Source organism: Pseudomonas sp. SDO5522_S412, assembly GCF_054071215.1.
Genome location: NZ_JBSVWQ010000084.1, coordinates 1 through 24,529, shown reverse-complemented (window position 1 = coordinate 24,529; position 24,529 = coordinate 1). Strand labels below are relative to the sequence as shown.

At 61.9% G+C, this 24,529-nt stretch carries 26 protein-coding genes; 12 read left to right on the top strand and 14 right to left on the bottom strand.

The window, feature by feature from the left end:
- Positions 1–77: 77 nt before the first annotated feature.
- Positions 78–1,481, bottom strand: a complete 1,404-nt coding sequence (locus tag ACW9I6_RS17850; RefSeq protein WP_457339607.1) for a NorM family multidrug efflux MATE transporter — start codon at positions 1,479–1,481, stop codon at positions 78–80.
- 152 nt (positions 1,482–1,633) lie between these two features.
- On the opposite strand from ACW9I6_RS17850, the gene ACW9I6_RS17845 reads away from it, so the two are divergent.
- Both ACW9I6_RS17845 and ACW9I6_RS17840 read left to right on the top strand, forming a co-directional pair.
- On the top strand, positions 1,634–2,554 hold the full coding sequence (locus ACW9I6_RS17845) for a LysR substrate-binding domain-containing protein (protein ID WP_003208769.1): 921 nt from the start codon (positions 1,634–1,636) through the stop codon (positions 2,552–2,554).
- Between the two features lie 178 nt (positions 2,555–2,732).
- Entirely contained in the window at positions 2,733–4,709 is a 1,977-nt protein-coding gene (locus ACW9I6_RS17840) for a methyl-accepting chemotaxis protein (protein ID WP_457339606.1), read from the top strand.
- Positions 4,710–4,826: 117 nt separating this feature from the next.
- Here ACW9I6_RS17840 and ACW9I6_RS17835 read toward each other — a convergent pair whose 3' ends face one another.
- Positions 4,827–5,750, bottom strand: coding sequence for an ABC transporter six-transmembrane domain-containing protein (locus ACW9I6_RS17835; RefSeq protein WP_457339605.1), 924 nt, complete (start codon positions 5,748–5,750; stop codon positions 4,827–4,829).
- A 114-nt stretch (positions 5,751–5,864) separates the two neighbouring features.
- Between ACW9I6_RS17835 and ACW9I6_RS17830 the strand changes: the two genes are divergently transcribed.
- Entirely contained in the window at positions 5,865–6,449 is a 585-nt protein-coding gene (locus ACW9I6_RS17830) for a TetR/AcrR family transcriptional regulator (RefSeq protein WP_177028054.1), read from the top strand.
- Here ACW9I6_RS17830 and ACW9I6_RS17825 read toward each other — a convergent pair.
- Positions 6,436–7,932 (bottom strand): YifB family Mg chelatase-like AAA ATPase, encoded by a 1,497-nt coding sequence (locus ACW9I6_RS17825; RefSeq protein ID WP_087693705.1) that lies wholly within the window; start codon positions 7,930–7,932, stop codon positions 6,436–6,438. The genes ACW9I6_RS17830 and ACW9I6_RS17825 overlap by 14 nt on opposite strands.
- Before the next feature lie 97 nt (positions 7,933–8,029).
- Positions 8,030–8,938, bottom strand: coding sequence for a LysR family transcriptional regulator (locus ACW9I6_RS17820; protein ID WP_177020287.1), 909 nt, complete (start codon positions 8,936–8,938; stop codon positions 8,030–8,032).
- A gap of 263 nt (positions 8,939–9,201) precedes the next feature.
- Between ACW9I6_RS17820 and cfa the strand changes: the two genes are divergently transcribed.
- A complete protein-coding gene (gene cfa / locus ACW9I6_RS17815; protein WP_003208781.1) occupies positions 9,202–10,284 on the top strand; it encodes a cyclopropane fatty acyl phospholipid synthase in 1,083 nt (360 codons plus the stop codon).
- 52 nt (positions 10,285–10,336) lie between these two features.
- Here the strand turns inward: cfa and ACW9I6_RS17810 are convergent, their stop codons facing one another.
- On the bottom strand, positions 10,337–10,597 hold the full coding sequence (locus tag ACW9I6_RS17810) for an accessory factor UbiK family protein (RefSeq protein WP_003208783.1): 261 nt from the start codon (positions 10,595–10,597) through the stop codon (positions 10,337–10,339).
- Positions 10,598–11,019: 422 nt separating this feature from the next.
- Between ACW9I6_RS17810 and glnK the strand changes: the two genes are divergently transcribed.
- The 4 genes from glnK (at position 11,020) to sutA (ending at position 13,798) form a co-directional block, all read left to right on the top strand.
- The gene (gene glnK, locus ACW9I6_RS17805) at positions 11,020–11,358 is read left to right on the top strand and encodes a P-II family nitrogen regulator (RefSeq protein WP_002555808.1); all 339 of its coding nucleotides are present in this window, start codon (positions 11,020–11,022) and stop codon (positions 11,356–11,358) included.
- A 34-nt stretch (positions 11,359–11,392) separates the two neighbouring features.
- Positions 11,393–12,733 (top strand): ammonium transporter, encoded by a 1,341-nt coding sequence (locus ACW9I6_RS17800; RefSeq protein WP_177020286.1) that lies wholly within the window; start codon positions 11,393–11,395, stop codon positions 12,731–12,733.
- A gap of 209 nt (positions 12,734–12,942) precedes the next feature.
- Entirely contained in the window at positions 12,943–13,368 is a 426-nt protein-coding gene (locus tag ACW9I6_RS17795; RefSeq protein ID WP_003208787.1) for a secondary thiamine-phosphate synthase enzyme YjbQ, read from the top strand.
- Positions 13,369–13,471: 103 nt separating this feature from the next.
- On the top strand, positions 13,472–13,798 hold the full coding sequence (sutA, locus tag ACW9I6_RS17790) for a transcriptional regulator SutA (protein ID WP_003208791.1): 327 nt from the start codon (positions 13,472–13,474) through the stop codon (positions 13,796–13,798).
- Between the two features lie 255 nt (positions 13,799–14,053).
- Here the strand turns inward: sutA and ACW9I6_RS17785 are convergent, their stop codons facing one another.
- From ACW9I6_RS17785 to lptM, 6 genes are read right to left on the bottom strand one after another with little or no spacing between them, the layout of a single operon-like run.
- Complete coding sequence (locus ACW9I6_RS17785; RefSeq protein ID WP_457339604.1) at positions 14,054–14,752, bottom strand: HAD family hydrolase; 699 nt, start codon at positions 14,750–14,752, stop codon at positions 14,054–14,056.
- Positions 14,749–15,648 carry a tyrosine recombinase XerC gene (gene xerC, locus ACW9I6_RS17780; RefSeq protein WP_008439350.1) on the bottom strand — a complete coding sequence of 300 codons (900 nt, stop codon included), beginning with the start codon at positions 15,646–15,648 and terminating at the stop codon, positions 14,749–14,751. The genes ACW9I6_RS17785 and xerC overlap by 4 nt, the downstream gene beginning before the upstream one ends.
- Positions 15,649–15,650: 2 nt before the next feature.
- On the bottom strand, positions 15,651–16,367 hold the full coding sequence (locus ACW9I6_RS17775; protein WP_003208796.1) for a DUF484 family protein: 717 nt from the start codon (positions 16,365–16,367) through the stop codon (positions 15,651–15,653).
- A gap of 13 nt (positions 16,368–16,380) precedes the next feature.
- Positions 16,381–17,211 (bottom strand): diaminopimelate epimerase, encoded by an 831-nt coding sequence (dapF, locus tag ACW9I6_RS17770; RefSeq protein ID WP_008439347.1) that lies wholly within the window; start codon positions 17,209–17,211, stop codon positions 16,381–16,383.
- 4 nt (positions 17,212–17,215) lie between these two features.
- A complete protein-coding gene (gene lysA, locus ACW9I6_RS17765; RefSeq protein WP_008439346.1) occupies positions 17,216–18,463 on the bottom strand; it encodes a diaminopimelate decarboxylase in 1,248 nt (415 codons plus the stop codon).
- 9 nt (positions 18,464–18,472) lie between these two features.
- On the bottom strand, positions 18,473–18,634 hold the full coding sequence (gene lptM / locus ACW9I6_RS17760) for an LPS translocon maturation chaperone LptM (RefSeq protein ID WP_003208801.1): 162 nt from the start codon (positions 18,632–18,634) through the stop codon (positions 18,473–18,475).
- Positions 18,635–18,873: 239 nt separating this feature from the next.
- Here lptM and cyaY point away from each other — a divergent pair, with 239 nt between their 5' ends.
- The 3 genes from cyaY (at position 18,874) to rnk (ending at position 19,969) form a co-directional block, all read left to right on the top strand.
- A complete protein-coding gene (gene cyaY, locus ACW9I6_RS17755; protein WP_003208803.1) occupies positions 18,874–19,206 on the top strand; it encodes an iron donor protein CyaY in 333 nt (110 codons plus the stop codon).
- 2 nt (positions 19,207–19,208) lie between these two features.
- Positions 19,209–19,427, top strand: a complete 219-nt coding sequence (locus ACW9I6_RS17750) for a DUF1289 domain-containing protein (RefSeq protein WP_003208805.1) — start codon at positions 19,209–19,211, stop codon at positions 19,425–19,427.
- 131 nt (positions 19,428–19,558) lie between these two features.
- Positions 19,559–19,969 (top strand): nucleoside diphosphate kinase regulator, encoded by a 411-nt coding sequence (gene rnk / locus ACW9I6_RS17745; protein WP_457339603.1) that lies wholly within the window; start codon positions 19,559–19,561, stop codon positions 19,967–19,969.
- Here the strand turns inward: rnk and ACW9I6_RS17740 are convergent.
- The 3 genes from ACW9I6_RS17740 to ACW9I6_RS17730 all read right to left on the bottom strand — a co-directional run bounded on the left by ACW9I6_RS17740 (position 19,966) and on the right by ACW9I6_RS17730 (position 23,653).
- Positions 19,966–22,803, bottom strand: a complete 2,838-nt coding sequence (locus tag ACW9I6_RS17740) for a class I adenylate cyclase (protein WP_008439344.1) — start codon at positions 22,801–22,803, stop codon at positions 19,966–19,968. The two genes, rnk and ACW9I6_RS17740, sit on opposite strands and share 4 nt — an antisense overlap.
- Positions 22,804–22,971: 168 nt before the next feature.
- Entirely contained in the window at positions 22,972–23,220 is a 249-nt protein-coding gene (locus ACW9I6_RS17735) for a TIGR02647 family protein (RefSeq protein WP_003208812.1), read from the bottom strand.
- A 148-nt stretch (positions 23,221–23,368) separates the two neighbouring features.
- The gene (locus ACW9I6_RS17730; RefSeq protein WP_003208814.1) at positions 23,369–23,653 is read right to left on the bottom strand and encodes a hypothetical protein; all 285 of its coding nucleotides are present in this window, start codon (positions 23,651–23,653) and stop codon (positions 23,369–23,371) included.
- Positions 23,654–23,778: 125 nt separating this feature from the next.
- Here ACW9I6_RS17730 and ACW9I6_RS17725 point away from each other — a divergent pair, with 125 nt between their 5' ends.
- Positions 23,779–24,438, top strand: coding sequence for a glutathione S-transferase family protein (locus ACW9I6_RS17725; RefSeq protein ID WP_178912013.1), 660 nt, complete (start codon positions 23,779–23,781; stop codon positions 24,436–24,438).
- Positions 24,439–24,529 lie beyond the last annotated feature (91 nt).

The window sequence follows — 24,529 nt, the reverse complement described above, 5'->3', positions numbered from 1 at the left end:
ATTTCAGCCAACCAATGCATGGCTGACCCACCGCATTCGCGAGCAAGCCCGCTCCCACATTTGACCGAGTACAGTCGTTACTCAGGCTGCGCGGCTTGAAATCCGCGATGGGTTTCAGGCTCCTGGCGAATCATCCGCTTCATCTTCCGTTCAAACGCCCAGGTCAGGCTGACTGCCGCGCACGCCAGGCCCAGGGCCAGGCCCCACCAAACGCCCGTAGGCCCCCAGCCGAGATTGAATGCCATCAACCATGCGGCCGGTGCGCCGATCAGCCAGTAGCAACCCAGCCCGACCAGGAAGGTGGTCTTGGCATCCTTGAGTCCGCGAATGCAGCCCATGGCGATGGTCTGCACGCCGTCGAACAGCTCAAACCATGCGGCCACCGCCAGCAGGCTGACGGCGAGGTTGATCACGTCGCGAAACGCCGGGTCATGCTGGTCGAGGAACAGGCTGATCAGTTGGTGCGAGAACAACCACAGCACCGCTGCAAAGCCCAGCATCACCACTGCGCCAAAGCCTATGCCAACTCGCCCGGCCAGCCGCGCTTCCAGCAACTGCCCGGCACCATAATGCTGGCCGATACGCATGGTGATCGCGTACGACATGCCCGCCGGCACCATGAACGCCACCGACACGATCTGCAGGGCGATCTGGTGCGCAGCCAGCTGCGTGCTGCCCATAGTGCCCATGCACAGCGCGGCGAACGCAAAGAGCCCGACTTCCACCGCATAGGTGCCACCAATCGGCAGGCCCAGGCGCCACAGTTCCCGCAGGTAGTGCAGGTTGGGCCGCAGCAAACCCTTGCGCAGCGGATACGCGTCGTAGGCACGGTTGTATTTGATGTACCAGATCAGCGCCAGGGCCATGCAGTTGGCAACGATGGCGGTGACCAGGCCAATGCCCACCAGCCCGAGTTTCGGCAGGCCGAACATGCCTTCGATCAACGCGTGGTTGAGCAGGTAGTTGATCACCGTGCCGCCCAGGCTGATCACCATCACCGGCGTGGCCTTGCCGATAGCACTGGTGAAGCCGCGCAGGGCCATGAACGTCAGGTAGCCGGGCAGGGCGAACGGCAGGATGGTCAGGAACTGGCCGGCGGACGCGACGTTGGTTTCGGTCTGGCCGAACATCAGCAGCACTGGCTTGAGGTTCCATAGCAGCAAACCAGCCACCAGCGCCATCAACCAGGCCAGCCATAGCCCGGCCTGGGTCAGGCGGGTGGCGCCTTCGATGTCGCCGGCGCCCTGGCGGATCGCGACCAGCGTGCCCACGGCAGCGATCACGCCGATGCAGAAAATCGACACGAACGAATAGCTCGCCGCCCCCAGGCCTCCGCCGGCCAGGGCCTCGGGGCTCAGGCGGGCCATCATCAGGGTGTCGGTCAGCACCATCAGCATGTGGGCCAACTGTGAGGCAATCAGCGGCCCTGACAGCCGCAGAATGGCCCAGAGTTCGGTACGTGCAGGATGCTGCATGATCATCACGCTCAAAAAGTCAGGGAAGGGTGGAAGGGTTGATTCTCGGCGCCCACAGCGCATTGCACAAAGGGATAAATCCGATGGTTCGCATGATTAAAACTCATGCCTTAATGATTCTGGTAGGGTTTCGATATTGCGCCGTCGGAGTTTTCGCCATGTCTCGTCGTCTTCCTCCTCTTTACGCCTTGCGCGCGTTTGAAGCTGCGTCCCGCTACAACTCGTTCACCCGCGCGGCGGAAGAGTTGTCGATCACCCAAAGTGCGGTGAGCCGGCACATTCGTACCCTGGAAGAGCATTTCGCCTGCCGCCTGTTCCAGCGCAGCGGCCGCACCTTGCAACTCACAGAGGCGGCGCGCCTGTTGCTGCCGGGCGTGCGTGAAGGCTTTGCGGCCCTGGAGCGCGCCTGCCATACCTTGAATGCCGAGGACGACATCTTGCGCATGAAGGCGCCGTCCACCCTGACCATGCGCTGGCTGCTGGCGCGCCTCAGTCGCTTCCGGCACCTGCAGCCGGGCAATGAAGTGCAACTGACCAGCGCCTGGATGAGCGTCGATGAGGTGGATTTCAACCAGGAACCATTCGATTGCGCGGTGTTGCTGAGCAACGGGCATTTCCCGCCGGACTGGGAAGCCAGCTACCTGTTTCCGGAGTTGCTGATTCCGGTGGGCGCGCCGAACCTGTTGAGCGACGGACCCTGGGACGTTGCGCGCCTGGCCTCTGCCGAACTGCTGCACCCGACGCCGGACCGGCGTGACTGGCGCAACTGGCTGGAGCGCATGGGGCTGTCATCCCAGGTTTCGCTCAAGGGCGGGCAGGTGTTCGACACCTTGGAGTTGGGCATGATCGCCGCCGCCCGAGGGTACGGCGTGTCCATGGGCGACTTGCTGATGGTGGCCGAAGACGTGGCCCAGGGCCGCCTGAGTCTGCCATGGCCCACCGCTGTGGCCAGTGGGGAAAATTACTATCTGGTGTGGCCGAAGACCCGGCCGGGTGGCGAGCGTTTGCGACGGCTGGGTGACTTTCTCCAGGGCGAAGTGCAGGCCATGGAATTGCCCCAGGTCGAGCGCCTCGACTGAGTGGATTGCGCACCGGCCAGCAATCGTTTGCGCGATACCCCTGTGATTCGCTCAAGTATTGAGCCTGCCCGCCGAAGTAGGGTTGTTGGAACTACCGTTCTGCAACGTTTCCCCTATTAGAATTTTGCCGAGCAGCGCTATGAGATCAGGATGATCCTGGCCTCGGCCAGGAGCCTTCATGTCTCAACCTCGCGCCCGGATTGCCTCTCAACTGGGGCTTGCCCTCGCCGTGATACTGGCTGTCGTCATCAGCGGCAGCACGGTATTCGCGTTGCGTTCGCTGGACTCCGCCAACCTCGACACCCGCGAGGAGCACCTGGCCAGCGAGGCCCGCTTGCTGGCCGACCAGCTCAATACCTTCCACAGCACCTTGCGCGAAAGTACCCAGCGTTTGAGCGGGCTGTTTGAAAAGCGCTTCAGCGCCGGCTTGAGTACGCGCCCTGAGCAACCGGTGACGGTGGCGGGCGTGCAGACGCCGGGCCTGTACCTGGGCGAGGAAGTGCTCAACAACAACTTCGCTGAAGTCGATGAGTTCAAGCAGATGTCCGGCGGCGTGGCGACCTTGTTCGTACGCAGCGGCGAGGACTTTATCCGCGTCAGCACCTCCCTGACCAAGCAGGATGGCAGCCGCGCCATCGGTACGGCGCTGGATCACCAGCATCCGGCCTATCAACGTTTGCTGGGCGGGCAAGGCTACGTTGGCCGTGCGGTGTTGTTCGATCGCTCCTACATGACCCAGTACAGCCCGGTGCGGGACGCCAGCGGCAAAGTGATTGCGGTGCTGTTTGTCGGCTTCGACTACACCGATGCGCAGAACGCCCAGTTCGACAACCTCAAGCGTTTCCGCATCGGCCAGACCGGTTCCCTGGCGCTGCTGGACGAACAGAAGCACTGGCTGGTACCGCCCGCTGGCGTGCAGGCGCTGGATCAGTCGATTCCGGTGATGCTCGACCTGGCCGCCAAACCTGGAAAAGGCCGTTTCTGGAGCGACAAGAACGAAGATTTCTACAGCGTTGCCGTGCCGTTTGAAGGCGGCCCGTGGTCGGTGGTGGCGAGCATGCCGAAAGCCGAAATTCGCGCGGTGACCTGGTCGGTGGGGCTTCGCCTGGCGATCGGCAGCTTGCTCGCGATGCTGCTGGCGGTGGGCGCGGCGGTCTGGTTGCTGCGCAGCAAGTTGCAGCCGTTGGGCGACCTGGTGCGTCAGGCAGAAGCCTTGGGGGCCGGTGATTTGAGCGCACGGCTGAACGTTTCCAGCCATGATGAAATCGGCCAACTAGCCCGCAGTTTCAACCAGATGGGCGAAGCGCTGTCGACCATGGTGTCGCATATCCGCAAGGCGGCTGAAGACGTGAACAGCCGCGCCCAGGCACTGTCGGGGTTGTCCGGCGGTGCGTACGAAGGCATGGAGCAACAGTCCGGCGAGATCACCAGCATGGCCGGCGCGGTGGAAGAGTTCAGCGCCACCTCGCTGAACATTGCCGACAACATGGGCAACACCGAGCGCCTGGCCCAGGACAACGCCCAGCAAACCAGGATCGGCCGCACCTCGATGCAGGAAGCTTCGTCGTCCCTGGAACACATCGCCACCGCGCTGAACAGCACCGCCACGGTGATCAACACCCTGGGCCAGCGCTCCCAGGAGATCGGCGGGATTGTTGGCGTAATCACCGCGATTGCCGAACAGACCAACCTGCTGGCGCTCAACGCAGCCATCGAAGCGGCGCGGGCCGGTGAGCAGGGGCGCGGGTTTGCGGTGGTGGCCGATGAAGTGCGCAACCTCGCATCGCGCACTCGTCAGGCCACGGATGAGATTTCCGGGATGATCCAGAGTATCCAGCAGGAAACCGGCAACGCCATCAGCACCATGGAACAAGGCAACGTGCTGATGCAGGAAGGCCTGGCTCGCAACGCTGACGTCGCCTCTGCGCTGGCGCGGATCGACGAGCAAAGCCGCTCGGCGGGCCAGCAGTTTGCGGCCATTACCACGGCGACCCAGGAGCAGAGCAGCACGGCGACCCTGCTGAGCAGCAACTTGCAGAGCATCGCCCTGGCCAACAGCGAGCAGCGTGAAGTGGTGTCCAACCTGGCGATCACCGCCAAGGAACTGGAGACCCTGGCGGCGGGCTTGCGGCATGAGGTTGACCGGTTTCGTTGATTGACTGTTCGGGCCTCATCGCGGGCAAGCCCGCTCCCACAGTTGACCGTGTTGTTCTGGAGTACGCGGTCCACTGTGGGAGCCGGGCTTGCCCGCGATGACGGCCGACCCGACGCGTCAAACGTCGGATCGGTCGCCCAGCCCCGGGTCCACACGCTTGCCAATGTCCTTGAGTCGCGCCAGTTGGTCGACCATCCCTGGCGCTTCATCCAGGCTGCTGACAAAGGTCCACAGGTAAGTCATCACCGCATACACATGGCCGGCCTTGACCGCCGGCGACAGCGCCAACTGGCTGATGGCGACCACAAACAACAGCGCCGCCAGCGTGCCGATAAACAGGAACGCTGCGGCCTCGCGGTCCGACAGCCAGATGCGCAGGCGTGACAGCACCTGGTAGTGGCGCTGCAAGGTCTGTGCGCCGACCCTTTCCACCAGGCCGATTTCCTTTTCCAGGCGGTCATTCAAGCGCTCATGCAGTTCCTGATTGCGCCGGGCGAAACGTGGCAACAAGGTTGTGCACAGCACCAGCGCGGTCAGGCACGCCAGGCCTATCCACGGCTCGATCACCAACAGCATCACTGCTGCACCGACGATGGAAACCAGCGCCGTCGCGATGATCGGCACGTGTTTTTCGAAGAAGTCGACAAAGTCCCGCGCCAGCACCACCCGCGCCGCCGCCCGGGAAGTGCTGTGGTTTTGCAGGCGCTGGTTGAGAATCACCGGCACCGCAAGGTCCGCGTAGATACGGGTGAAGGTGCGCGTATCCAGCGCCCGTCGCGCCGCCCCGACCACCCAGAACGCCAGCACCACGGCGGCGTAGAACAGCGCGCTGCCGGCATCGCCGCGGATGATCGAGTCCACCGCGAACCCCGCAAACAGTGGGTAGGCCAGCAGCAATGCGTTCTCCAGGGCCACCAGCGACAAGGTGCAGAACAACTTGCCGGGATAGGCCTTGGCGATCGCCTTGAGGGTTTGGCTGGCGGATTGTTGCCCGATCTTTTTGCTTTCTTCGATCAGGATCTGGGGTGTTACGGATGACATGGGGTGCACCGAGAGTGAGATAAACGCTATTATTGAGCGACTGCTCAAGTATCTTTGAGCGACCGCTCAAAAAGCAAGCGCCGTCGATCTGCCGGTGCCTGAAGGAAAAGCCTCATGTCGCGTATCGACCGTAAAGACCAGATCATCGCCGCCGCCCTGGAGCTGTTTCGCAGCAAAGGGTTTGCCGATGTTTCCACCCGCGACCTGGCGGAGCATGCCGGGCTGTCCCGCAGCCACGTCTATCACTACTTCAGCGACTGGAAAGAGCTGCGCCGCGAAGCGTTCGTGCGGTTCGCCAACGAGCAACTGGACGAGGTGAGGGCGCCGCTGGTGGATCTGCCGCCATTGGAAGCCCTCGAAGGGTTCCTGCGTGACTGCCTGCCCTCCACGGCAGACGCCGGTTGGGCGCTATGGCTGGATGCCTGGGACGAAGCCATGCATGACGAGCCATTGGCCCAGGCTTACCTGGTGATCAACGCCCAATGGCAAGCCATGCTCGCCGAGATCATCGAGCACGGTGTGGCAGCCAAGGTGTTTCGCTGTGAGTCGCCCAAGCGCGCTGCGCGACAACTCTTTGCCGTAGCGATGGGCTATGCCGATGACTTGTTGCTCAAACCCTCCGTTGAGTCAGCTGAAGCGGTGATGGATGAGGTGATGGAAGTGGCGGGGCTGCTTCTGGCGTTGCCTAGGACGCGCTAGCAGGGCGGTACTGCAAGGCCTCCGCCAGATGATGGCGGGCGATGGCTTCCACCTGTTCCAGGTCGGCCAGGGTGCGGGCGACCTTGAGCAGGCGATGGGCCGCCCGCAACGACAGCGTCAGCCGTTCGCAGGCGCTTTCCAGCCAGCCTTCATCAGCCTTTTTCAGTTTGCAGTGCTGGCGTAGCCCCGGCAGGTCGAGAAACGCATTGGCGCAGCCCTGGCGCCGTTGTTGGCGGTCCCGGGCATCGGCGACGAGGACGGAGGCGCTGGCGGTATCATCACCGGACTGTATGCCCGGGTTCAGCGCGGTGCTTTCCCGGGCGACGGTCACGTGCAGGTCGATCCGGTCCAGCAGCGGCCCCGAGAGTTTGTTGCGATAGCGCTGAATCTGCTCCGGCGTGCAGCGACAGCGCCCACTGGGCTCGCCCACATAGCCGCAAGGGCAGGGGTTCATTGCCGCCACCAACTGAAAGCGCGCCGGGAAACGTACCCGGTCGCGGGCGCGGGAAATCACGATATGCCCGGACTCCAGCGGCTCACGCAGCACCTCCAGGACCTTGCGATCAAACTCCGGCAACTCGTCGAGAAACAACACACCGTGATGGGCCAGGGTTATTTCCCCCGGCTGCGGTTTCGAGCCGCCGCCCACCAGCGCCGGGCCGGATGCCGAATGATGCGGCTGGCGAAATGGCCGGTGTGGCCAATGGCTCAGCGGCGCCAGGCTGACCACCGATTGAATCGCCGCCACCTCCAGCGCTTCCTGTTCACTCAAGGGCGGCAACAACCCTGGTAGACGGCTGGCGAGCAAGGTCTTGCCGGTGCCCGGTGGCCCGCTGAGCAACAGGTTGTGGGCGCCCGCCGCAGCGATCAACAGCGCACGCTTGGCCGCCAGTTGGCCCTGCACTTCACTCAGGTCGGGGTAGGGTTTGTTCAAGTACATCAGGCCACTGGAAACGAAGGGCTCGATCGGCACGTGACCGTTCAGGTGCGCCACCACTTGCAGCAGGTGATCCACGGCAATCACCTTCAACCCCGAAGCCAGGCAGGCTTCCTCGGCATTGGCCCGTGGCACGATCAAGGTGCGCCCGACCTTGCGCGCCGCCAGGGCTGCCGGCAACACACCTTTCACCGGCCGCACCTCGCCGGACAGCGCCAGCTCGCCCAGGCATTCCACGTTATCGAGGGTCAGCGCCGGTACCTGCACGCTGGCGGCGAGAATCCCCAGGGCAATCGCCAAATCAAAACGCCCGCCGTCCTTGGGCAGGTCGGCGGGCGCGAGGTTGAGGGTGATGCGGCGGGACGGGTATTGCAGCGCAGAATTGAGAATGGCGCTGCGCACGCGGTCTTTGCTTTCCTTGACGGCGGTTTCCGGCAGGCCCACCAGCGTCAGCGACGGCAAGCCGTTGGCCATGTGCACCTCGACAGTGACGGCGGGCGCTTCGACGCCTATCTGGGCGCGACTATGGACGATTGCGAGGGACATGCTGGTTCCTTGAAATGAGTGGCCGCTTCCTGCGGTTTTTCAAGGGTAGTCGAATGATGGCGGCGCGCGGCGGCGAGGTTTTACAGAACGTATCGCGCTAACGGTCCGACGGCGGCACACACAAAAACTCCTTCGCCAACGTCAACCACGCCTGCGCCGCAAACGACAACTTGCACTGCCGCCGCCACGCCAGCATCAGTCGCCAGTTCAGGGCCGGCGACTGTATTTCCGCGATGCTGAACTGGCTCGCATCAAGGGTTTCGCAGAATGCCCGGGGCAGCAGGGTGATGCCCACGCCCAGTCGTACCAGGGAGGCGATAAAGTCCCATTGGCTGCTGCGGCCACTGATCCGCGGCTCAAAACCGGCTTGTGCACAGGCATCAAGTACGAATTGGTTCAGGGTGAAGGTGTCATCGTAAAAGATGAATTCGCAGGCTTGCAGTTCGCTCAACTCCACCGAGCTGCGGCCTTGCCAGGGCGAGTCATGGGGCGCGAGCAGGCACAGTGGCGATTCGAACAGGGGCATGGATTCGAATTCGGACCAGATATCCGCCACGCGCGGCGAGTCCAGGATGGTGCCGAACTCCAGCGTGCCCTGGCGCAGATCCTGGATGGTGATATTGCCGCCGCTTTCGAACAGTTTCAGTTCGATCTTCGGGTAACGGGCATGATACTCCGCAAAAATCGGCGCCAGTGCGAGGTGGGTGGAGGGCGAAAGCCCCATGCGCAGGGCGCCGCGCCCGACTTGCTGCAAGTCTTGCAGCTCTACCGTCATTTCATCGTGCAGCGCGATCATTTCCTTGGCGCGCTTGAGCACAATTTCCCCGGCGTCCGTCAGGGTGAAGCGTTTTCCCATGCGGTCGAGCAGCTTCAGGCCCAGGCTCGACTCCAATTGCTGCACCATCTTGCTGACTGTTGGCTGGGTCAGGTGCAGCTTCACAGCGGCTTTGGTAAAGCTCTGCTGGTCGACGACTTCTACGAAATAACGGAGCGCCCGGATGTCCATCTTGCATTCCAATTTTGCATGGTTTTCATAATATTAATTCATTATATCTTTAAAAAATGGCTGGATAAGATTTGTTACATCTGTTCCCAGCCAGCGCTTCCATGACGCCTTAAGGGCCTTGCCAGACGCTTCCATGGCCAGATTTCTCGCAGTGTATGAATCAAAGGCAACGCTATTTCTGGAGAGCAACTGTGCTTAACAAAACGCGTCATTCTTTTTCCGGTTCTGATGAGATGTCTCAGGGAGCGCGCTTCGTTAAGGAGTTGCTGGCGCAGGCGCAGATCGAGGTCAACGGGCCATCGGCTGCCGATATGCAACTGCACCACAGTGCCACATTTGATCTCGCCCTGGCCAAGGGCAATCTTGGCCTTGGCGAAGACTACATGGATGGCGGCTGGGACGCCGAGGCGCTGGATGAGTTTTTTTTCCGCCTCATGCGCTCCGGCGTGATCGACCAGGCCAACCCGGCCACCTTGTTGTTTCACGCGTTCAGCTCCCGCTGGCTGAACCTGCAAAACAAGAAACGCGCCTGGCAAGTCGGCGAAGCACATTACGACCTCGGCAATGACTTCTACGCACGCATGCTCGACTCGCGCATGACCTACACCTGTGGCTACTGGAAAGATGCCACCACCCTGGAGCAGGCGCAGTTCGCCAAGCTGGACCTGATCTGTAAAAAACTGGGGCTCAAGCCGGGCATGCGCGTGCTGGATATCGGCTGTGGCTGGGGCAGTTTCATGAGCCATGCGGCCGAGCACTATGGGGTCGAGTGTGTCGGCGTGACCATCTCCAAGGAGCAGGCGGAGTGGGGGCGGGCCAAGTATTCACATCTGCCGATCGAGTTTCGTCTGCAGGACTATCGGGATATCGACGAGCAGTTCGACCATATCGCCAGTGTCGGCATGTTCGAGCATGTGGGGCGCAAGAACCATCGGGCGTATATGGAGGTCGCCAACCGCTGCCTGAAAGACGATGGGTTGTTCCTGCTACACACTATCGGCAAGAACCAACGCAACAGCACGCCGGATCCGTGGATCGACAAATACATCTTTCCCAACGGTGATTTGCCCTCGATCGGGCAGATCGGCGACGCCATGGACGGGTTATTTGTTGCCGAGGATTTGCACAACTTTGGCGCCGACTACGACAAGACGCTGATGGCCTGGTGTGAAAACTTCGAACTGGCGTGGCCGGATTTCGCAGACACCTTTGGCCAGCGCTTCTACCGGATGTGGCGCTATTACCTGCTGTCGTGTGCAGGGGCGTTTCGCGCGCGGGATATCCAGCTGTGGCAGTGGGTATTGTCGAAGAAGGGGGTTGTCGGCGGGTATCAGCGGGTGAGCTGAGGGTTGCAACGGTTTAACGGGGACAGGTGAAACCTGCCCCGGTTGGGCCGGCTTATTCGGCGGCAGGCGTCAATCGCGCTTCCAGCTCCGCCACCTTGGCCTCAAGGCTTTCCAACCGCGCCCGAGTGCGCGCCAGCACCACCATCTGGCTATCAAACTCTTCCCGGCTTACCAGGTCCAGCTTGCTGAAACCGCTTTGCAGCAGTGCCTTGAACTGGCTTTCAATTTCATTGCGTGGCAGCGGCGTGTCGCTGCTGAACAGGCGGGAGGCGTGGCCGCTCAGGGCGTCGAGGAGGTCTTTGGGCGCGAGCATGGGAAATAGTCCGGAAAATCTGTTGGCCGGCAGTGTATCACGCAGCGTCTATAGTCTTTTCCAGCCCCTGCGGCGCACGCTTTTCGCGCATGAGGACGGGCGGTCGCGCACCGTTTTCGTGCGTATCTTCGCTGTCGTGGCGCCCGGTAGGTGGGCACAGGCGAACAAAGGACTGATTTCAGTGATTTTTACGGAGCTGGCAAGCTTTCTGCTTAGACGATCATGACCCATGCACTGATGCAGTCGCTGTGACGATGCAGTGCGCCGACGGACCAGCGGTACATGTTTCGTCACCAGTGGTTAGCGAGCGTCGCAATGGCAAATGCCAGGGCGACGAAGCGTTACAAAGCCAGGCACTGCGCTTAGACTTGAGACGGGTTTGTTTTCCTGGGGCAAGTCCACCAATTCGGGAGAGAGTTTTCATGAAGCTAGTCACTGCCATCATCAAGCCGTTCAAGTTGGACGATGTACGCGAGTCACTGTCCGAGATCGGCGTGCAGGGCATTACCGTTACTGAGGTCAAAGGCTTCGGTCGGCAGAAGGGTCACACCGAGCTGTATCGCGGCGCGGAATACGTGGTCGATTTCCTGCCAAAGGTGAAGATTGATGTCGCCATTGACGACAAGGATCTTGACCGGGTTATCGAGGCGATAACCAAGGCCGCCAACACCGGCAAGATCGGTGACGGCAAGATCTTCGTGGTCAATCTGGAACAGGCTATTCGCATCCGTACCGGCGAAACCGATACCGACGCAATCTAAGCCGCCAAACCCCAACGCCCCAGGAGAAAACAATATGACTCTGCGTAAATTCGCAGGGCTAGGAGCCCTGTTGTCCCTCGTAATGCCGGCCCTGGCCATGGCGGCGGACCCAGTACCTGCTCCAGTCCTCAATTCCGGCGACACCGCGTGGATGCTCACGTCCACCGCGCTGGTGCTGTTCATGACCATTCCAGGCCTCGCGCTGTTCTACGGCGGCATGGTTCGCTCGAAAAACATTCTTTCCGTGATGATGCAGTGCTTCGCCATCACCGGCCTGATCACCATCCTGTGGTTCGTGTACGGCTACAGCATGGCGTTCGACACCACCGGTATGGAAGCAGGCGTCGTCAACCTCAACTCGTTTGTGGGTGGCTTGTCCAAACTGTTCCTCTCGGGTGTGACCCCGGCCAGCATCACCGGCCCGGCGGCGTTGTTCCCTGAGGCCGTGTTCGTGACCTTCCAGATGACCTTCGCGATCATCACCCCGGCGCTGATCGTCGGTGCATTCGCCGAGCGGATGAAGTTCTCCGCGATGCTGATCTTCATGGGCGTCTGGTTCACCCTGGTCTACGCACCGATTGCCCACATGGTGTGGGGCGGTCCGGGTTCGTTGCTGGGCGACTGGGGCGTGCTCGACTTCGCAGGCGGCACCGTGGTGCACATCAACGCCGGTGTGGCCGGCCTGGTAGCGTGCCTGGTACTCGGCAAGCGTAAAGGCTTCCCAACCACCCCAATGGCCCCGCACAACCTCGGTTACACCCTGGTGGGCGCGGCCATGCTGTGGGTCGGCTGGTTCGGCTTCAACGCCGGCTCCGCTGCTGCGGCCAACGGCACTGCCGGCATGGCGATGCTGGTGACCCAGATCGCTACCGCTGCTGCGGCCCTGGGCTGGATGTTCGCCGAGTGGGTCACCCACGGCAAACCGAGCGCACTGGGCATCGCCTCGGGTGTGGTTGCGGGCCTGGTGGCAATCACCCCAGCCGCTGGCACCGTGGGCCCGATGGGTGCCCTGGTGATCGGCCTGGCTGCCGGTGTGGTGTGCTTCTTCTGCGCCACTACCCTGAAACGCAAACTGGGCTACGACGACTCCCTGGACGCCTTCGGCGTGCACGGTATCGGCGGTATCCTCGGCGCGATCCTGACCGGCGTGTTCGCGGCACCGGCGATGGGCGGCTTCAACGCCACTACCACTGATATCGCGGCTCAAGTCTGGATCCAGTGCAAAGGCGTCGGCTTCACCGTCATCTACACCGCTATCGTGACGTACATCATCCTCAAGGTGCTGGACGTGGTGATGGGCCTGCGGGTGACCGAAGAAGAAGAGGCGGTTGGCCTCGATCTGGCGCAACACAACGAGCGCGGCTACAACTTGTAAGTACGCGAAAAAAAGATGCCCGGCTTGCCGGGCATTTTTTTGCCTTGGGTTTGTCTGTGGCTAAAGGTGTATGGGTTTTTTTGCGACTTTGTGATGGGATCCGCACTGCACTTTTCAGTGTGCGAATGTCTTACAGGCATGTAGGCGTATTCGGCACTTTGTTTTTTCCCTGAGCGCGCTAGAATGCGCGCCGATAGGCGGAGAACTGTATGTGGCAACAGACCCTGATAACCCTGCGGGCCAAGCCCCGGGGCTTTCATCTGGTGACGGACGAGTTGCTCGCCGGCCTGCCTGAATTGAAGGCCTGTCGGGTGGGACTGTTGCATTTGTGGCTGCAGCACACCTCGGCCTCGTTGACGGTCAACGAGAATGCCGACCCGGCGGTTCGCCGTGACTTCGAGCGTTTTTTCAATGCGCTGGTGCCGCAAGGCACGGCGGGATATGAACACAACGACGAGGGTCCGGATGATCTGCCGGCGCACTTCAAGGCCAGTCTGCTGGGCTGTCAGCTGAGTTTGCCGGTAAGGGCCGGCCGCTTGGCGATGGGGACCTGGCAAGGTGTTTATCTGGGCGAGCACCGTGATCATGGCGGTGCTCGTAAAGTCCTCGCCACCTTGCACGGTGATGGGGCATAAGCCACTGGTTAACCGGTGGATGTTGATTTTTTTCCGGCGGCCGTCGACAGGCGGCGAAGCTGGGCTATAACTAATCTGCTTTTCGCAAGTCATGAGGTAGAACATGAGCGACGATGATCTGGAAAACGACGACCTCGAAGTAGGCGACGACGACGAAACCGAGGAAGGTCTTGAGGCGGCTGCCGAAGACGTGGCTGACGACGACGGTGGCGACGATGCACCGGTCCCGGCAGCCAAGGGCAAGGCCAAGGCTGCAGTGTCGGTTGACGAGTTGCCGAGCGTAGAAGCCAAGAACAAAGAGCGCGATGCGCTGGCCCGGGCGATGGAAGAATTCCTCGCCAAAGGCGGCAAAGTGCAGGAAGTCGAGGCTAACGTGGTGGCAGATCCACCGAAGAAGCCGGATAACAAGTACGGCAGCCGGCCTATCTAAGGCCTGCTGTTTGCTTGCTGAAAAAGCCCGCCGTCGCTGCGGGCTTTTTCATGGGCGCTACAAAATGGTCAGGGCCAACACCCATCCAAGGATGAAGAGCGTGTGTGGCGAGGGAGCTTGCTCCCGTTGGGGCGCGAAGCGGCCCCTGGTTGGGTCGATGCGGTCTTTCAGAAAGGCCGTCGTGGCTGGTTCAGGGGCCGCTTCGCAGCCCAGCGGGAGCAAGCTCCCTCGCCACAAAAGCCCTTCATCATCAGGTTATGCGTTCCAGCGGGCTAGCACGTCGGGTAGCTCGGTCAGGCTGCGAATCTCGGCATCCGGCAATTTCTCGGCCTCCCAGGCATTGCCTGCCGGGTTGAACCACACCGCCCGCAGTCCCGCCTGTTGCGCCCCGGCAATGTCATCCCCGGGATGATCCCCGACGTGCACCGCCGCGCCCGGCTCAACGCCGCCGCGCTGCAAGGCCTCCTGGAATAACCGCGCATCCGGCTTGGCGATACCAATGTCTTCAGCCCGCAGCGCAAAGTGGAAGTAATCCGCCAGCCCCACACGTTGCACATCGGCATTACCGTTGGTAATCACCCCCAGTAGATAGTCGCGGCGCAGTGCTTGCAGCATCGGTTCCGCTTCGGGGAATACGGTGAGTTGATGCCGGGCATGGATGAACGCTTCAAAGCACACATCCGCCATCTGCGCCGCTTCCGGCAACGGGTACCCGGCTTCCTCGAAGGCGTATTGCAGCACCTTGTGACGCAACACGCTGATGCGATATTTCAGCTCGGGATGACGCTCCAGCACCTGCTGGCGCAGGCTGCCAAACTTCTCCAGGGGCAAGTCGCCCACCTTGGTGGCGTGGGTCGCCAGCCACTCGCGCATCGATGCCTCGGCGCTGATGATGACCGGCACGTTATCCCAGAGCGTATCGTCCAGGTCGAAGGTGATCAGCTTGATGCTCATGAGTCACTGCCCTTAATGCGTTTGGCCCGTGGATGGGCGCTGTCGTACACCGTTGCCAGGTGCTGGAAGTCCAGGTGGGTGTAGATCTGGGTGGTCTTGATGTCGGAGTGGCCCAGCAGTTCCTGCACCGCACGCAGGTCCTGGGAGGACTCCAGCAAGTGGCTGGCAAAGGAGTGCCGGAGCATGTGCGGGTGCAGGTTCTGCCCCAGCTCGCGCTCGCCGGCGGCCTTGACCCGCACTTGTATGGCCCGGGGCCCGAGACGCCGGCCTTGCTGGCTGATAAACACCGCGTCGTCCGCCGGGTTGGCCAGGGCGCGCAGGGGCAGCCACAGCAGCAAGGCTTCGCGGGCCTTCTTGCCCACGGGTAATACGCGGGTCTTGCTGCCTTTGCCGAGCACCTGCACCAGGCCATCCGCCAGGTCCAGTTGATCGAGGTTAAGCCCGGTCAGCTCCGACAGGCGCAGGCCCGAGGAGTAGAAGAGTTCGAGGATTGCCTGGTCGCGATGGGCCAGGAAGTCGTCCTCCACGGCGCCATCGAGCAATTGCAGGGCGCGATCCGTGTCGAGGGTCTTGGGCAGGCGGCGTTCGCCCTTGGGCGGCGCCAGGCCGTTGGCCGGGTCGTGGTCGCACAGGCCTTCGCGGTTCAGGTAGTGATAGAGGCCGCGTACCGCCGACAGCAGGCGCGCCAGGCTGCGGGAGGATTGGCCTTGCTGGTGCAGGCGGGCGATCAGGCTGCGCAGACCCTGGATGTCCAGGGCCTTCCAGCTGCCGATGTGTTGTTTCTCGCAGAACGCCAGGACCTTGTTCAAGTCCCGCCGGTAGGCTTCCAGGGTATGCGGCGACACCTGGCGCTCGCTGCGCAGGTGAGCGCAGTAGGCGTCCAGTTGTCGTTCCATGGCTAGCGCACCGCGCGCAATGCGCTGGTGAAGCGTGGCAGGACGCGGCCCAGCACTTCGGCGATGTAGCTCAGGAACAGCGTGCCCACCGAGCTTTTGTAATGCTGTGGATCACGGCTGGCGATGGCCAGCACGCCATGCAAACCTTGATGACTGAGGGCAACCACGGCGGTGGAGCCGATCTGCTGGCGCTGCTCGGCGCCAAACAGGAAGTCCAGTTCATGCTCGCGCAAGGTGCCGCTGATGGTCTTGCCTTCGGACAGCAGGCCGCCAATCGCGGTCTGGGCATCGCTGCCGCTGACCCAGCGACCCACCGGCATCGGGTTGTCGCTGAACAGGATCAGGCTGACAAAGGGCACCTGGAAATCCTGGCGCAGGCTGTCTTCGACGGCGATCACCGCTTCTTCCAGGCTGGCGGCGTCCATCAGGGTCAGGACCAGGCGGCGAGTCTTGTCGAACAGGCGGTCGTTGTCGCGGGCCACATCCATCAGCTGCGAGAGCCGATGGCGCATTTCGATATTGCGCTCGCGCAGGATCTTCATCTGCCGCTCCACCAGCGACACGGTATCGCCGCGCTGGTGGGGAATACGCAGGGCCGGCAGCAGTTCTTCGTGTTCGACGAAGAAGTCCGGGTTAGCCTCCAGATACGCCGCAACGGCTGCGGCCTCCAGACTTTCGCTTGGGGATGCTTGCGCGGGTACTTGAGGCTTATCAGTCATTAGATTTGCTCACTCATAGACGGACCTGTCCTTCGTAGACGCGGGTGGCCGGGCCGGTCATTTTCACCGGTTGGCCGGGGCCTGCCCATTCGATGGACAGGCGTCCACCGGGCAGGTCGATCAGCAGCGGCGAATCCATCCACCCCTGGCTGATCGCGGCTACGGCAGCGGCGCAGGCGCCGGTACCGCAAGCCTGGGTTTCGCCGGCCCCGCGTTCCCAGACGCGCAACTGCGCACGGGAACGGTCGATGACCTGCAGGAAGCCCACATTGACCCGCGCGGGAAAGCGCGGATGGTTTTCGATCTTCGGCCCCAGTTCATGCACCGGCGCGTTGTTGATGTCATCCACCCGCAGCACGGCATGGGGGTTGCCCATGGACACGGCGGCCAGGTTGACGGTCTTGCCGTCCACGTCCACCGGGTAGCTCAGGGCTTGCTCGGTGGCCTGGAACGGAATGTCCGCCGGCACCAGCCGTGGCGCGCCCATGTTGACGCCGATCTGGCCGTCGCTGCGAATATCCAGCTCGATGATGCCGCTTTTGGTCTCGACGCGAATCTGCCGCTTGGCGGTCAGGCGCTTGTCCAGGACAAAACGGGCGAAACAGCGGGCACCATTGCCGCACTGTTCCACTTCGGAGCCATCGGAGTTGAAGATCCGGTAACGGAAATCCACTTCCGGGTTACTCGGCGCTTCCACCAGCAACAATTGGTCGAAGCCGACACCGGTGTGCCGGTCGCCCCACAGCTTGGCGTGCTTGGGCAGGATGTGCGCGTGCTGGCTGACCAGGTCGAGGACCATGAAGTCATTGCCCAGCCCGTGCATCTTGGTAAAACGCAGCAACATGACCTTACTCCGGCAGCAGGCTTTCGCCAGCAAACAACTCGGCTACCGTCTCGCGGCGACGCACTTCAAACGCTTGATCACCGTCCACCAGCACCTCGGCGGTACGCCCGCGGGTGTTGTAGTTGGAGCTCATGACAAACCCATAGGCACCGGCCGAATGCACGGCCAGCAGGTCGCCTTCTTCCAGGGCCAGCTGACGTTCCTTGGCCAGGAAGTCGCCGGTCTCGCAGATCGGGCCGACGATATCGTAGCTGCGGCCTTCGCCTGCGCGTGGCTTGACGGCCGTCACATTCATCCAGGCCTGGTACAGCGCCGGACGGATCAGGTCGTTCATCGCCGCGTCGACGATGGCGAAATCCTTGTGCTCGGTGTGCTTGAGGTACTCGACCTGGGTCAGCAGCAGGCCGGCGTTGGCGACGATGTAGCGGCCCGGCTCGAACATCAGCGTCAGGTCGCGGCCTTCGAGGCGCTCGCGCACGGCCTTGATGTAGTCGGACACCAGCGGCGGCTCTTCATCGCGATAACGCACACCCACGCCGCCACCGAGGTCGATGTGGTGCAGGTAGATGCCGCACTCGCCGAGGCGGTCGACCAGCGCCAGCAGGCGGTCGAGGGCGTCGAGGAACGGTGGCAGGCTGGTCAGTTGCGAGCCGATATGGCAGTCGACACCCAAGACTTCCAGGTTCGGCAACTGCGCGGCGCGGATGTACACGTCCTCGGCGTCGGCAATGGCGATGCCGAACTTGTTCTCTTTGAGACCGGTGGAAATGTACGGGTGAGTGCCGGCGTCGACGTCCGGGTTGACGCGCAGGGAGATCGGCGCGCGAACGCCCATCTCGGCGGCCACCACTTGCAGGCGCTCCAGCTCGTCGGTGGATTCGACGTTGAAGCAGTGCACGCCAACTTCCAGGGCGCGGCGCATGTCTTCGCGGCTCTTGCCGACACCGGAGAACACAATTTTGTCAGCCTTGCCGCCGGCGGCCAGTACACGCTCAAGCTCGCCCCGGGACACGATGTCGAAACCGGCGCCCAGGCGCGCCAGGACATTGAGTACACCCAGGTTGGAGTTGGCTTTTACGGCGAAGCACACCAGGCTCGGCGTGCCTTCCAGCGCATCGGCAAAGGAGCGGTATTGCGCTTCGATGTGGGCACGGGAGTACACGTAGGTCGGGGTACCAAAGCGCTCGGCGATGGCGGACAGCGCGACACCTTCCGCGAACAGCTCGCCGTCCCGGTAGTTAAAAGCGTCCATGATGTTCCCTTAGTAGGTGTCGTGCTTGTGCGCTTTGGTTTGCGACGATTGCGCCTGTTCATTCGGGTCTTTGCTGTCATCGGGCAGATACAGCGGGCCTTTTTGACCACAGGCACTAACGAGGCAAGCGACCGCGACGAGCGCAGCAAGGGAAGAGATCAGGCGCTTCATGGCGAAATCCTTGAATATGCATTAATTGCGCCCGAGTATACCGACCACCCGCCGGATTGCCTATGCGCCGAAATACCCGTCCGGCGGGGCTTTGCCGAGTTCGTCGCGATTGTGCTTACACCAATCGAGGATAATTCACACGGCTGTGGGTAATGAAATCGGTATCCTTTGCAATCATGATGGCGCGTCCGTATTGTGCGGCGCTTGAGCGAGACCAGACACTTTTCGAGGTTCCCACAATGAGTTTGACCGAAGCCCGTTTTCACGACCTGGTGGATGCGACCCAGCAAGCGCTGGAGGATATTTTCGACGACAGCGGTCTGGATGTGGACCTGGAGAACTCGGCCGGTGTGCTCACCGTCAAGTTTGAAAATGGCACCCAATTGATTTTCAGCCGCCAGGAGCCCCTGCGTCAGCTATGGCTGGCGGCGCGTTCCGGTGGTTTTCACTTCGATTACGATGAAGAAGAAAAACGCTGGACCCACGACACCACCGATGAGCTGCTGAGCGAAATGCTCGCGCGCCTCACCCAGGAACAAGCCGGCGTCGAGCTGGACTTCGACGAGATCTGATCGTGACGCAGCCCGTTCCCGTACGCCCGCCCAAGCCGCTGTTCAGCAATGTCAGCCCGGCGGTGCCGTCACCTTGTATCAGTTTATGTCGGCTGGATGAGCACAAAGTCTGCCTCGGTTGCTTCCGCCATGTGGAAGACATCCGCGAATGGCGCTCCGCCGACGATGCGCGACGCCGCGTGATCGTCGCCCAGGCCGAGCAGCGCAGGACCTGCGCCTGAGGCCGTCTTGTTTATTTATTGTGCTGTGGTAGTGTCCGGATACACCTCAACTCATCGAGGTCCGTGAGAACCCCGCCTTTTCCTGGCGGGGTTTTGCTTTTTTGTGCAGAAAAAAGGAGTCTGCCTGAATCATGACCGCACCTTCCATCATCCTCACCCGTCTTGACGTGCAGCGTCTTGAGCAACTGATCGACCGTGTCGGCGAGGCGTCGCCGGGCGTTGAAGCCCTGCAACACGAACTCGACCGCGCCGAAGAAGTGGTTGGCCACGATGAAGTGCCTGCATCTGTCGTGACCATGAACTCCAGCGTGCATTGCCGTGAACAAGGCAGTGGCAAGGACTATCACCTGACCCTGGTCTACCCCAAGGACGCGAACGCCGACGAAGGCAAAATCTCGATCCTGGCGCCGGTGGGCAGTGCATTGCTGGGCCTGCGAGTCGGCCAGCACATCGACTGGCCAGCACCGGGTGGCAAGACCCTCAAGCTTGAATTGCTCGGCGTCGAAGGCCAGCCGAAAGACGGTGGCGCCTTTCCTCTCTAAACCTGGTTCAGCGCTTCATTGAGCGCCAGTTCCAGATCAGCCTTGTAGCGCAGGTACAGATTGCTCGGGCTTTGAACATCACCGAGCAGGCCGGACAGGTCCAGATCGGTGATGTAGCAGCGGTAACGCTCGGCTTCCCGGCGTTGCCCGACGATTTGCTGGGCGACCACCGCAAACAGTTGGTCGCCAAATTCCAGCTCGGAAAACTCCCGTTGATTGCAGTACAAGGTGATCCCCACCTGGCCCGGTGCTGCCTTGCCGATAATCGCCTGCACGTCGTAGAACGGCTTATTGGCCGGGGTTTGCGGCGCTGGGCGCGGTTCGGCCCGCCGTGCACGGCCGCTGCCTGACGGCAACAACTGGTAATACAGGATTTGCACCGCGCCGAAGGGCTGTTGCGGGTCCAGCGGCAGCAGCGCATCGCGGCGATAAATGATCGACTGCAGGAAGCGCTGCAACGGCACCAACAGGCTTTGCTCGTCGTGGAACGGCAGGCGCTGCTGCCAGAGCGCGTTGAACTCATCCAGCACGTACAGCTCGGCAACTCCGTCGTTGATCCGGTAGAACACCTGCACACAGTCGGGCAGGCCCATGGGCAGCAGCAGCGCCAGGTCGTGGTCTTCCAGGGCCATGGTGTCCAGGTGCAGCGGGCTGTAGCTGGCCAGTTCCTCACTGAGGTAGGCGATCAGCGCGTCCTGGGTCGCCAGTGACACATGGTTGGCCTGGCCGGGTGTCAGCTCCATCACGTGGTAGTGCTGTTGCACCTGCACCAGGTAGCGATGGTTTTCCTGGCCCAGCAGCAGGTTTTGCGCGGTGTCGAAGATTTCTTCTACGCGCTGGGCAATGAACTGCGCGCGGTTGTGGCAGAAACAGCGCACCCGCAAGCGCGGCAAGTGATTGGGCGGTAGCTGATTGAGGTAGTCGCGCAGGCAGTCGAGCAGCGCGTGGGGGCCGTCATAGCGGCTGACCATCACCTCGTTCCAACTGTTGAGCGTGACCTGGTCCAGGGTCAGCACCAGGTTTTCCCGTACGCCCGCGTAACTCAGGGAGTCAGTGCGCTCGGTGGTCATCAGGATGTTCAGGTCGCGATGATGCTTGAGCGGGTCGACGCCGACGTTGATCAGCAGCAGCACTTCCTCGGGCACTGCCGAGCGCAGCAGGCGGTCTTCATCGACGCTGGCCAGGGGCAGGACGACAGTTTGTTGCAGGCTGCCCAGCAGGTTGAACAGCTCGAATTCGGTCATGTCACTGCTGCCGGGATGCAGCGCCAGGCGGGTACTGCTGTCGATCACGCCGTTGCGGTGGCACCAGGTGAGCATTTCCAGCAAATCGCGGCTGCGCTTGATCGGCGCGAAGTGCTCCCATTCCAGGGCGGTCAGGCTGCCGTTGTACAAGCCCCAATGATGCTGGCCGGGCTCTTTGCGGTTGGGCGACTGCACCAGGGTCAGGGTGTCTTCGGCAAGGTCGGGCGCAATGCCGGGGTTGATGAACTCGACCTTGCCGGCCTTGCGCTCGAAGGCGGCGTACAGGCGCCGGCCCAGCACATTGAGATCGCGCTTGTTGATCAGGCTGACGGTCTGTTCGGTGCGGGCAAACTGGGTCAGGAAGCGATAGCTGTAGTTCAGCTCGTTGACCAGCGCCCGGCGCTCGGAGGCCACCTGGCGGACTTTCCATTGGCTGCGGCTGTCCAGCAGGGCCAGTTGGCGCTGGTCCCAACCCCATTCGCTGGCCAGGCGCTCCAGCAGCAAACGCTGCCACCCGGTGCGCTGGCCCGCGCTGAGCTTGCGGTTGACCTTCAGGTACAGGCTGCGCCGCACCAGTTCCAGGCGTTCCGGCTCATTACGGGCCTTGAGGTACTCCTCGATCCGGCGGTAGACGACGATGTACGGGTCCAGCTCGTCCAGGTCCAGCTGATTGGCAAACACAGCGCGCTTGAAGCGCAGGCTCAGGCACTGCACCTTCGGGTGCTCGCTGGCGTAGACCTCGGTCAGCAGGAGTTTCAGTACTGATTTGTAGGGCGATTCGATGCCCTTGAACAACTGCCACAAGCCGGCACCGATAAATTCACCCGGCGGGATGTGCGCCAGGTGGCCCAGGTCGAGGGTTTCATCGGCGCGAATAAAGCGTTTGGAAATCAGCGCGTGGGTGAAGTCGGCATAGCGGGTTTCTTCGTACACCGGCACCAGCCACCAGATCGGCGTGCGCCCGGCCAGCCAGATGGCGGTGCGGTAGAACTCGTCCAGCAGCAGGTAATGCTGGCTGGTGCCGCAGTCTTCTGAACTCAGTTGGCTGTCGCGCTCGCCCTGGATAAACCGCGTCGGCTCGATCAGGAAGAAGTGCGCCTCGGCGCCCATGCTCAGGGCCCAGGTTTCGAGCAGTTGGCATTTCTTGCGCAACTCGGCCAGCTCGTTCTCGCTGAGATCGGCCGCATGGCAGACCCACACGTCCATATCACTTTGATCGGCCTGGGCCAGGGTGCCCAGGCTGCCCATCAGGAACAGGCCATGAATCGGCCGCGGTGGGTTGCCGTGGCGGGGCTTGTAGGAAAACGTGCGGGTCAGGCGCTGGGCCTCGGCCAAGGCTTGCGCGTCGGGTTCAAAATTCGACAGGCCGGCCGGCGTGCTGCCCGACACATAGCCCGGCAACAGCGGGTGATTCACGTGGAAAAACAGCGGCAGCAGGGTCAACACGCTTTGCTGGCGTGGCGTCAGCCCTTCGACGGCCCGGGCCATGCGGCCTTCGTTCAGGGCCAGAAACCGCGCGCGTAACTGGGCCAGCACCTTGCGGTCGATGCCTTCGTCCAGGTCGGGGCGGATTTCGTGGGTGCGGGTCATGTCGAACTCGGTGGCTCGCAGGGCCCGACGTGGGCGGCCGTGTGGGAGTTTACAGCCAGTAGCGTAGGAGGTTTAGAGGGAATTTGTTTTTGACGCCGGAATTTTATCCCGGGCGCGGGAATGCCCGCGGAATCCGTGAAGAGAGGATCCCGTGGGCGATACGAGGTGTCAGGCGGCTTCTTTGGCGGTCGTCAGAATAGTCAGCAGGCTTTGTGCGTGTTCGGCAGCGTCCCGGCCGAGGCTGGTGAGGTAACCACCGTCTGGCTGGTCGATCAGGTCTTTATCAAACAGGCGCCGGGCGGCGGCAATGGCAGTGGGAGCGGCAGTCTGATGAACTTTCAGACCTTCCTGGGAGCTGCCCAGGTTGAAGAGTGCAAGGATTTCCAGTTCGGCAACCAACTCAGGGGTATACGACATAAGGACTCCAGACTTTCTAGGAATTTTTAGACGTTAGCAGCCATAAGGTGAACGCACTTGGGCGAGCTGTCCAGTCGGAACTCATGCGGTGTTGATGTGGGGCAGGATTGTGGCCAGCAAGAGTTTGCTGGCCAGCGCGGTGTGAGGCTTATTGCTTCTCGGGCGGCAGCTCCGGCAGCGCACGCAACGCAGTTTCATACCATTCGGTATTGAAGGCGCGATCTTCTTCGAGCAGCGCGTCAATTTCGATGGCGAGGACGTGGGCCATCATTTGCAGGATGTCTTCGCGCTCGTAGCCCACCAGGGTCAGCTTGTTGAACGTGGCCTTGGCGGCGGGCGGGTTGTCGCTTTCGATCTGGTTTTCGATCGCTTCAATCAAGGTGGTCTCGGCGAACTCTTCTTCGTCGTTGTCGATATCGGTTGGCTCGCTCATGGCAGGCTCCTGGAGGAAAGGGCGCCAGTCTACCCCCATTCACTCGGCTGATGCTGCTGGCCAGGCGCGGCCTCCCGATCTATAACCACTGCTGCCAACCCCGTACACGGCCTGGAGGCTTTGTGATGCTCAAGCTTTATGGATTTTCGGTCAGCAACTACTACAACATGGTCAAACTGGCGCTGCTGGAGAAAGGGCTGCCCTTCGAAGAGGTGCCGTTCTACGCAGGCCAGACCCCTGAAGCCTTGGCCGTGAGCCCCCGGGGCAAGGTGCCTGTGCTGGGTGTCGAGCAAGGGTTTATCAACGAAACCAGCGTGATCCTCGAATACCTCGAACAGACCCAGGGCGGGCGATCGCTGCTGCCCAGCGAGCCGTTCCAGCGCGCCCAGGTGCTGGCGTTGTGCAGGGAAATCGAGCTGTACATCGAGTTGCCGGCCCGGGCGTGTTTTGCCGAGGCGTTTTTCGGAATGCCGGTGCCGGAGGCGATCAAGGAAAAGTCCAGGGCGGAGTTATTGCTGGGGATCGCATCGCTGGGGCGGCACGGGAAGTTTGCGCCGTATGTGGCAGGAGACAGCTTCACGATTGCGGATTTGTATTTTGTGTACAGCGTGGACCTGGCCTGTGCCGTGGCCGGGAAGCTGTTCGGGCTGGATCTGTTAGCTGAGTTGCCGAAGGCCAAGGCGTTGATGGAGCGCTTGCAGGCGCTGCCGAATGCCCAGCGGGTGGCGGCGGACAAGGAAGCGGCGATGCCGGCGTTTATGGCGATGATTGCTGCCAAGAAATAGATCTTGGGTGTTTGTGATGAGGCTTTCGCGAGCAAGCCCGCTCCCACATTTGACCGAGTTCCACCTTTGGAATGCAGTCGAATGTGGGAGC

What these genes read in the sequence shown, in the direction of transcription:
- ACW9I6_RS17850 (WP_457339607.1), bottom strand. Translation starts at nt 1,481, where the DNA reads ATGATCATGCAGCATCCTGCACGTACCGAACTCTGGGCCATTCTGCGG.
- ACW9I6_RS17845 (WP_003208769.1), top strand. Translation starts at nt 1,634, where the DNA reads ATGTCTCGTCGTCTTCCTCCTCTTTACGCCTTGCGCGCGTTTGAAGCT.
- ACW9I6_RS17840 (WP_457339606.1), top strand. Translation starts at nt 2,733, where the DNA reads ATGTCTCAACCTCGCGCCCGGATTGCCTCTCAACTGGGGCTTGCCCTC.
- ACW9I6_RS17835 (WP_457339605.1), bottom strand. Translation starts at nt 5,750, where the DNA reads ATGTCATCCGTAACACCCCAGATCCTGATCGAAGAAAGCAAAAAGATC.
- ACW9I6_RS17830 (WP_177028054.1), top strand. Translation starts at nt 5,865, where the DNA reads ATGTCGCGTATCGACCGTAAAGACCAGATCATCGCCGCCGCCCTGGAG.
- ACW9I6_RS17825 (WP_087693705.1), bottom strand. Translation starts at nt 7,932, where the DNA reads ATGTCCCTCGCAATCGTCCATAGTCGCGCCCAGATAGGCGTCGAAGCG.
- ACW9I6_RS17820 (WP_177020287.1), bottom strand. Translation starts at nt 8,938, where the DNA reads ATGGACATCCGGGCGCTCCGTTATTTCGTAGAAGTCGTCGACCAGCAG.
- ACW9I6_RS17810 (WP_003208783.1), bottom strand. Translation starts at nt 10,597, where the DNA reads ATGCTCGCGCCCAAAGACCTCCTCGACGCCCTGAGCGGCCACGCCTCC.
- glnK (WP_002555808.1), top strand. Translation starts at nt 11,020, where the DNA reads ATGAAGCTAGTCACTGCCATCATCAAGCCGTTCAAGTTGGACGATGTA.
- ACW9I6_RS17800 (WP_177020286.1), top strand. Translation starts at nt 11,393, where the DNA reads ATGACTCTGCGTAAATTCGCAGGGCTAGGAGCCCTGTTGTCCCTCGTA.
- ACW9I6_RS17795 (WP_003208787.1), top strand. Translation starts at nt 12,943, where the DNA reads ATGTGGCAACAGACCCTGATAACCCTGCGGGCCAAGCCCCGGGGCTTT.
- sutA (WP_003208791.1), top strand. Translation starts at nt 13,472, where the DNA reads ATGAGCGACGATGATCTGGAAAACGACGACCTCGAAGTAGGCGACGAC.
- ACW9I6_RS17785 (WP_457339604.1), bottom strand. Translation starts at nt 14,752, where the DNA reads ATGAGCATCAAGCTGATCACCTTCGACCTGGACGATACGCTCTGGGAT.
- xerC (WP_008439350.1), bottom strand. Translation starts at nt 15,648, where the DNA reads ATGGAACGACAACTGGACGCCTACTGCGCTCACCTGCGCAGCGAGCGC.
- ACW9I6_RS17775 (WP_003208796.1), bottom strand. Translation starts at nt 16,367, where the DNA reads ATGACTGATAAGCCTCAAGTACCCGCGCAAGCATCCCCAAGCGAAAGT.
- dapF (WP_008439347.1), bottom strand. Translation starts at nt 17,211, where the DNA reads ATGTTGCTGCGTTTTACCAAGATGCACGGGCTGGGCAATGACTTCATG.
- lysA (WP_008439346.1), bottom strand. Translation starts at nt 18,463, where the DNA reads ATGGACGCTTTTAACTACCGGGACGGCGAGCTGTTCGCGGAAGGTGTC.
- lptM (WP_003208801.1), bottom strand. Translation starts at nt 18,634, where the DNA reads ATGAAGCGCCTGATCTCTTCCCTTGCTGCGCTCGTCGCGGTCGCTTGC.
- cyaY (WP_003208803.1), top strand. Translation starts at nt 18,874, where the DNA reads ATGAGTTTGACCGAAGCCCGTTTTCACGACCTGGTGGATGCGACCCAG.
- rnk (WP_457339603.1), top strand. Translation starts at nt 19,559, where the DNA reads ATGACCGCACCTTCCATCATCCTCACCCGTCTTGACGTGCAGCGTCTT.
- ACW9I6_RS17740 (WP_008439344.1), bottom strand. Translation starts at nt 22,803, where the DNA reads ATGACCCGCACCCACGAAATCCGCCCCGACCTGGACGAAGGCATCGAC.
- ACW9I6_RS17735 (WP_003208812.1), bottom strand. Translation starts at nt 23,220, where the DNA reads ATGTCGTATACCCCTGAGTTGGTTGCCGAACTGGAAATCCTTGCACTC.
- ACW9I6_RS17730 (WP_003208814.1), bottom strand. Translation starts at nt 23,653, where the DNA reads ATGAGCGAGCCAACCGATATCGACAACGACGAAGAAGAGTTCGCCGAG.
- ACW9I6_RS17725 (WP_178912013.1), top strand. Translation starts at nt 23,779, where the DNA reads ATGCTCAAGCTTTATGGATTTTCGGTCAGCAACTACTACAACATGGTC.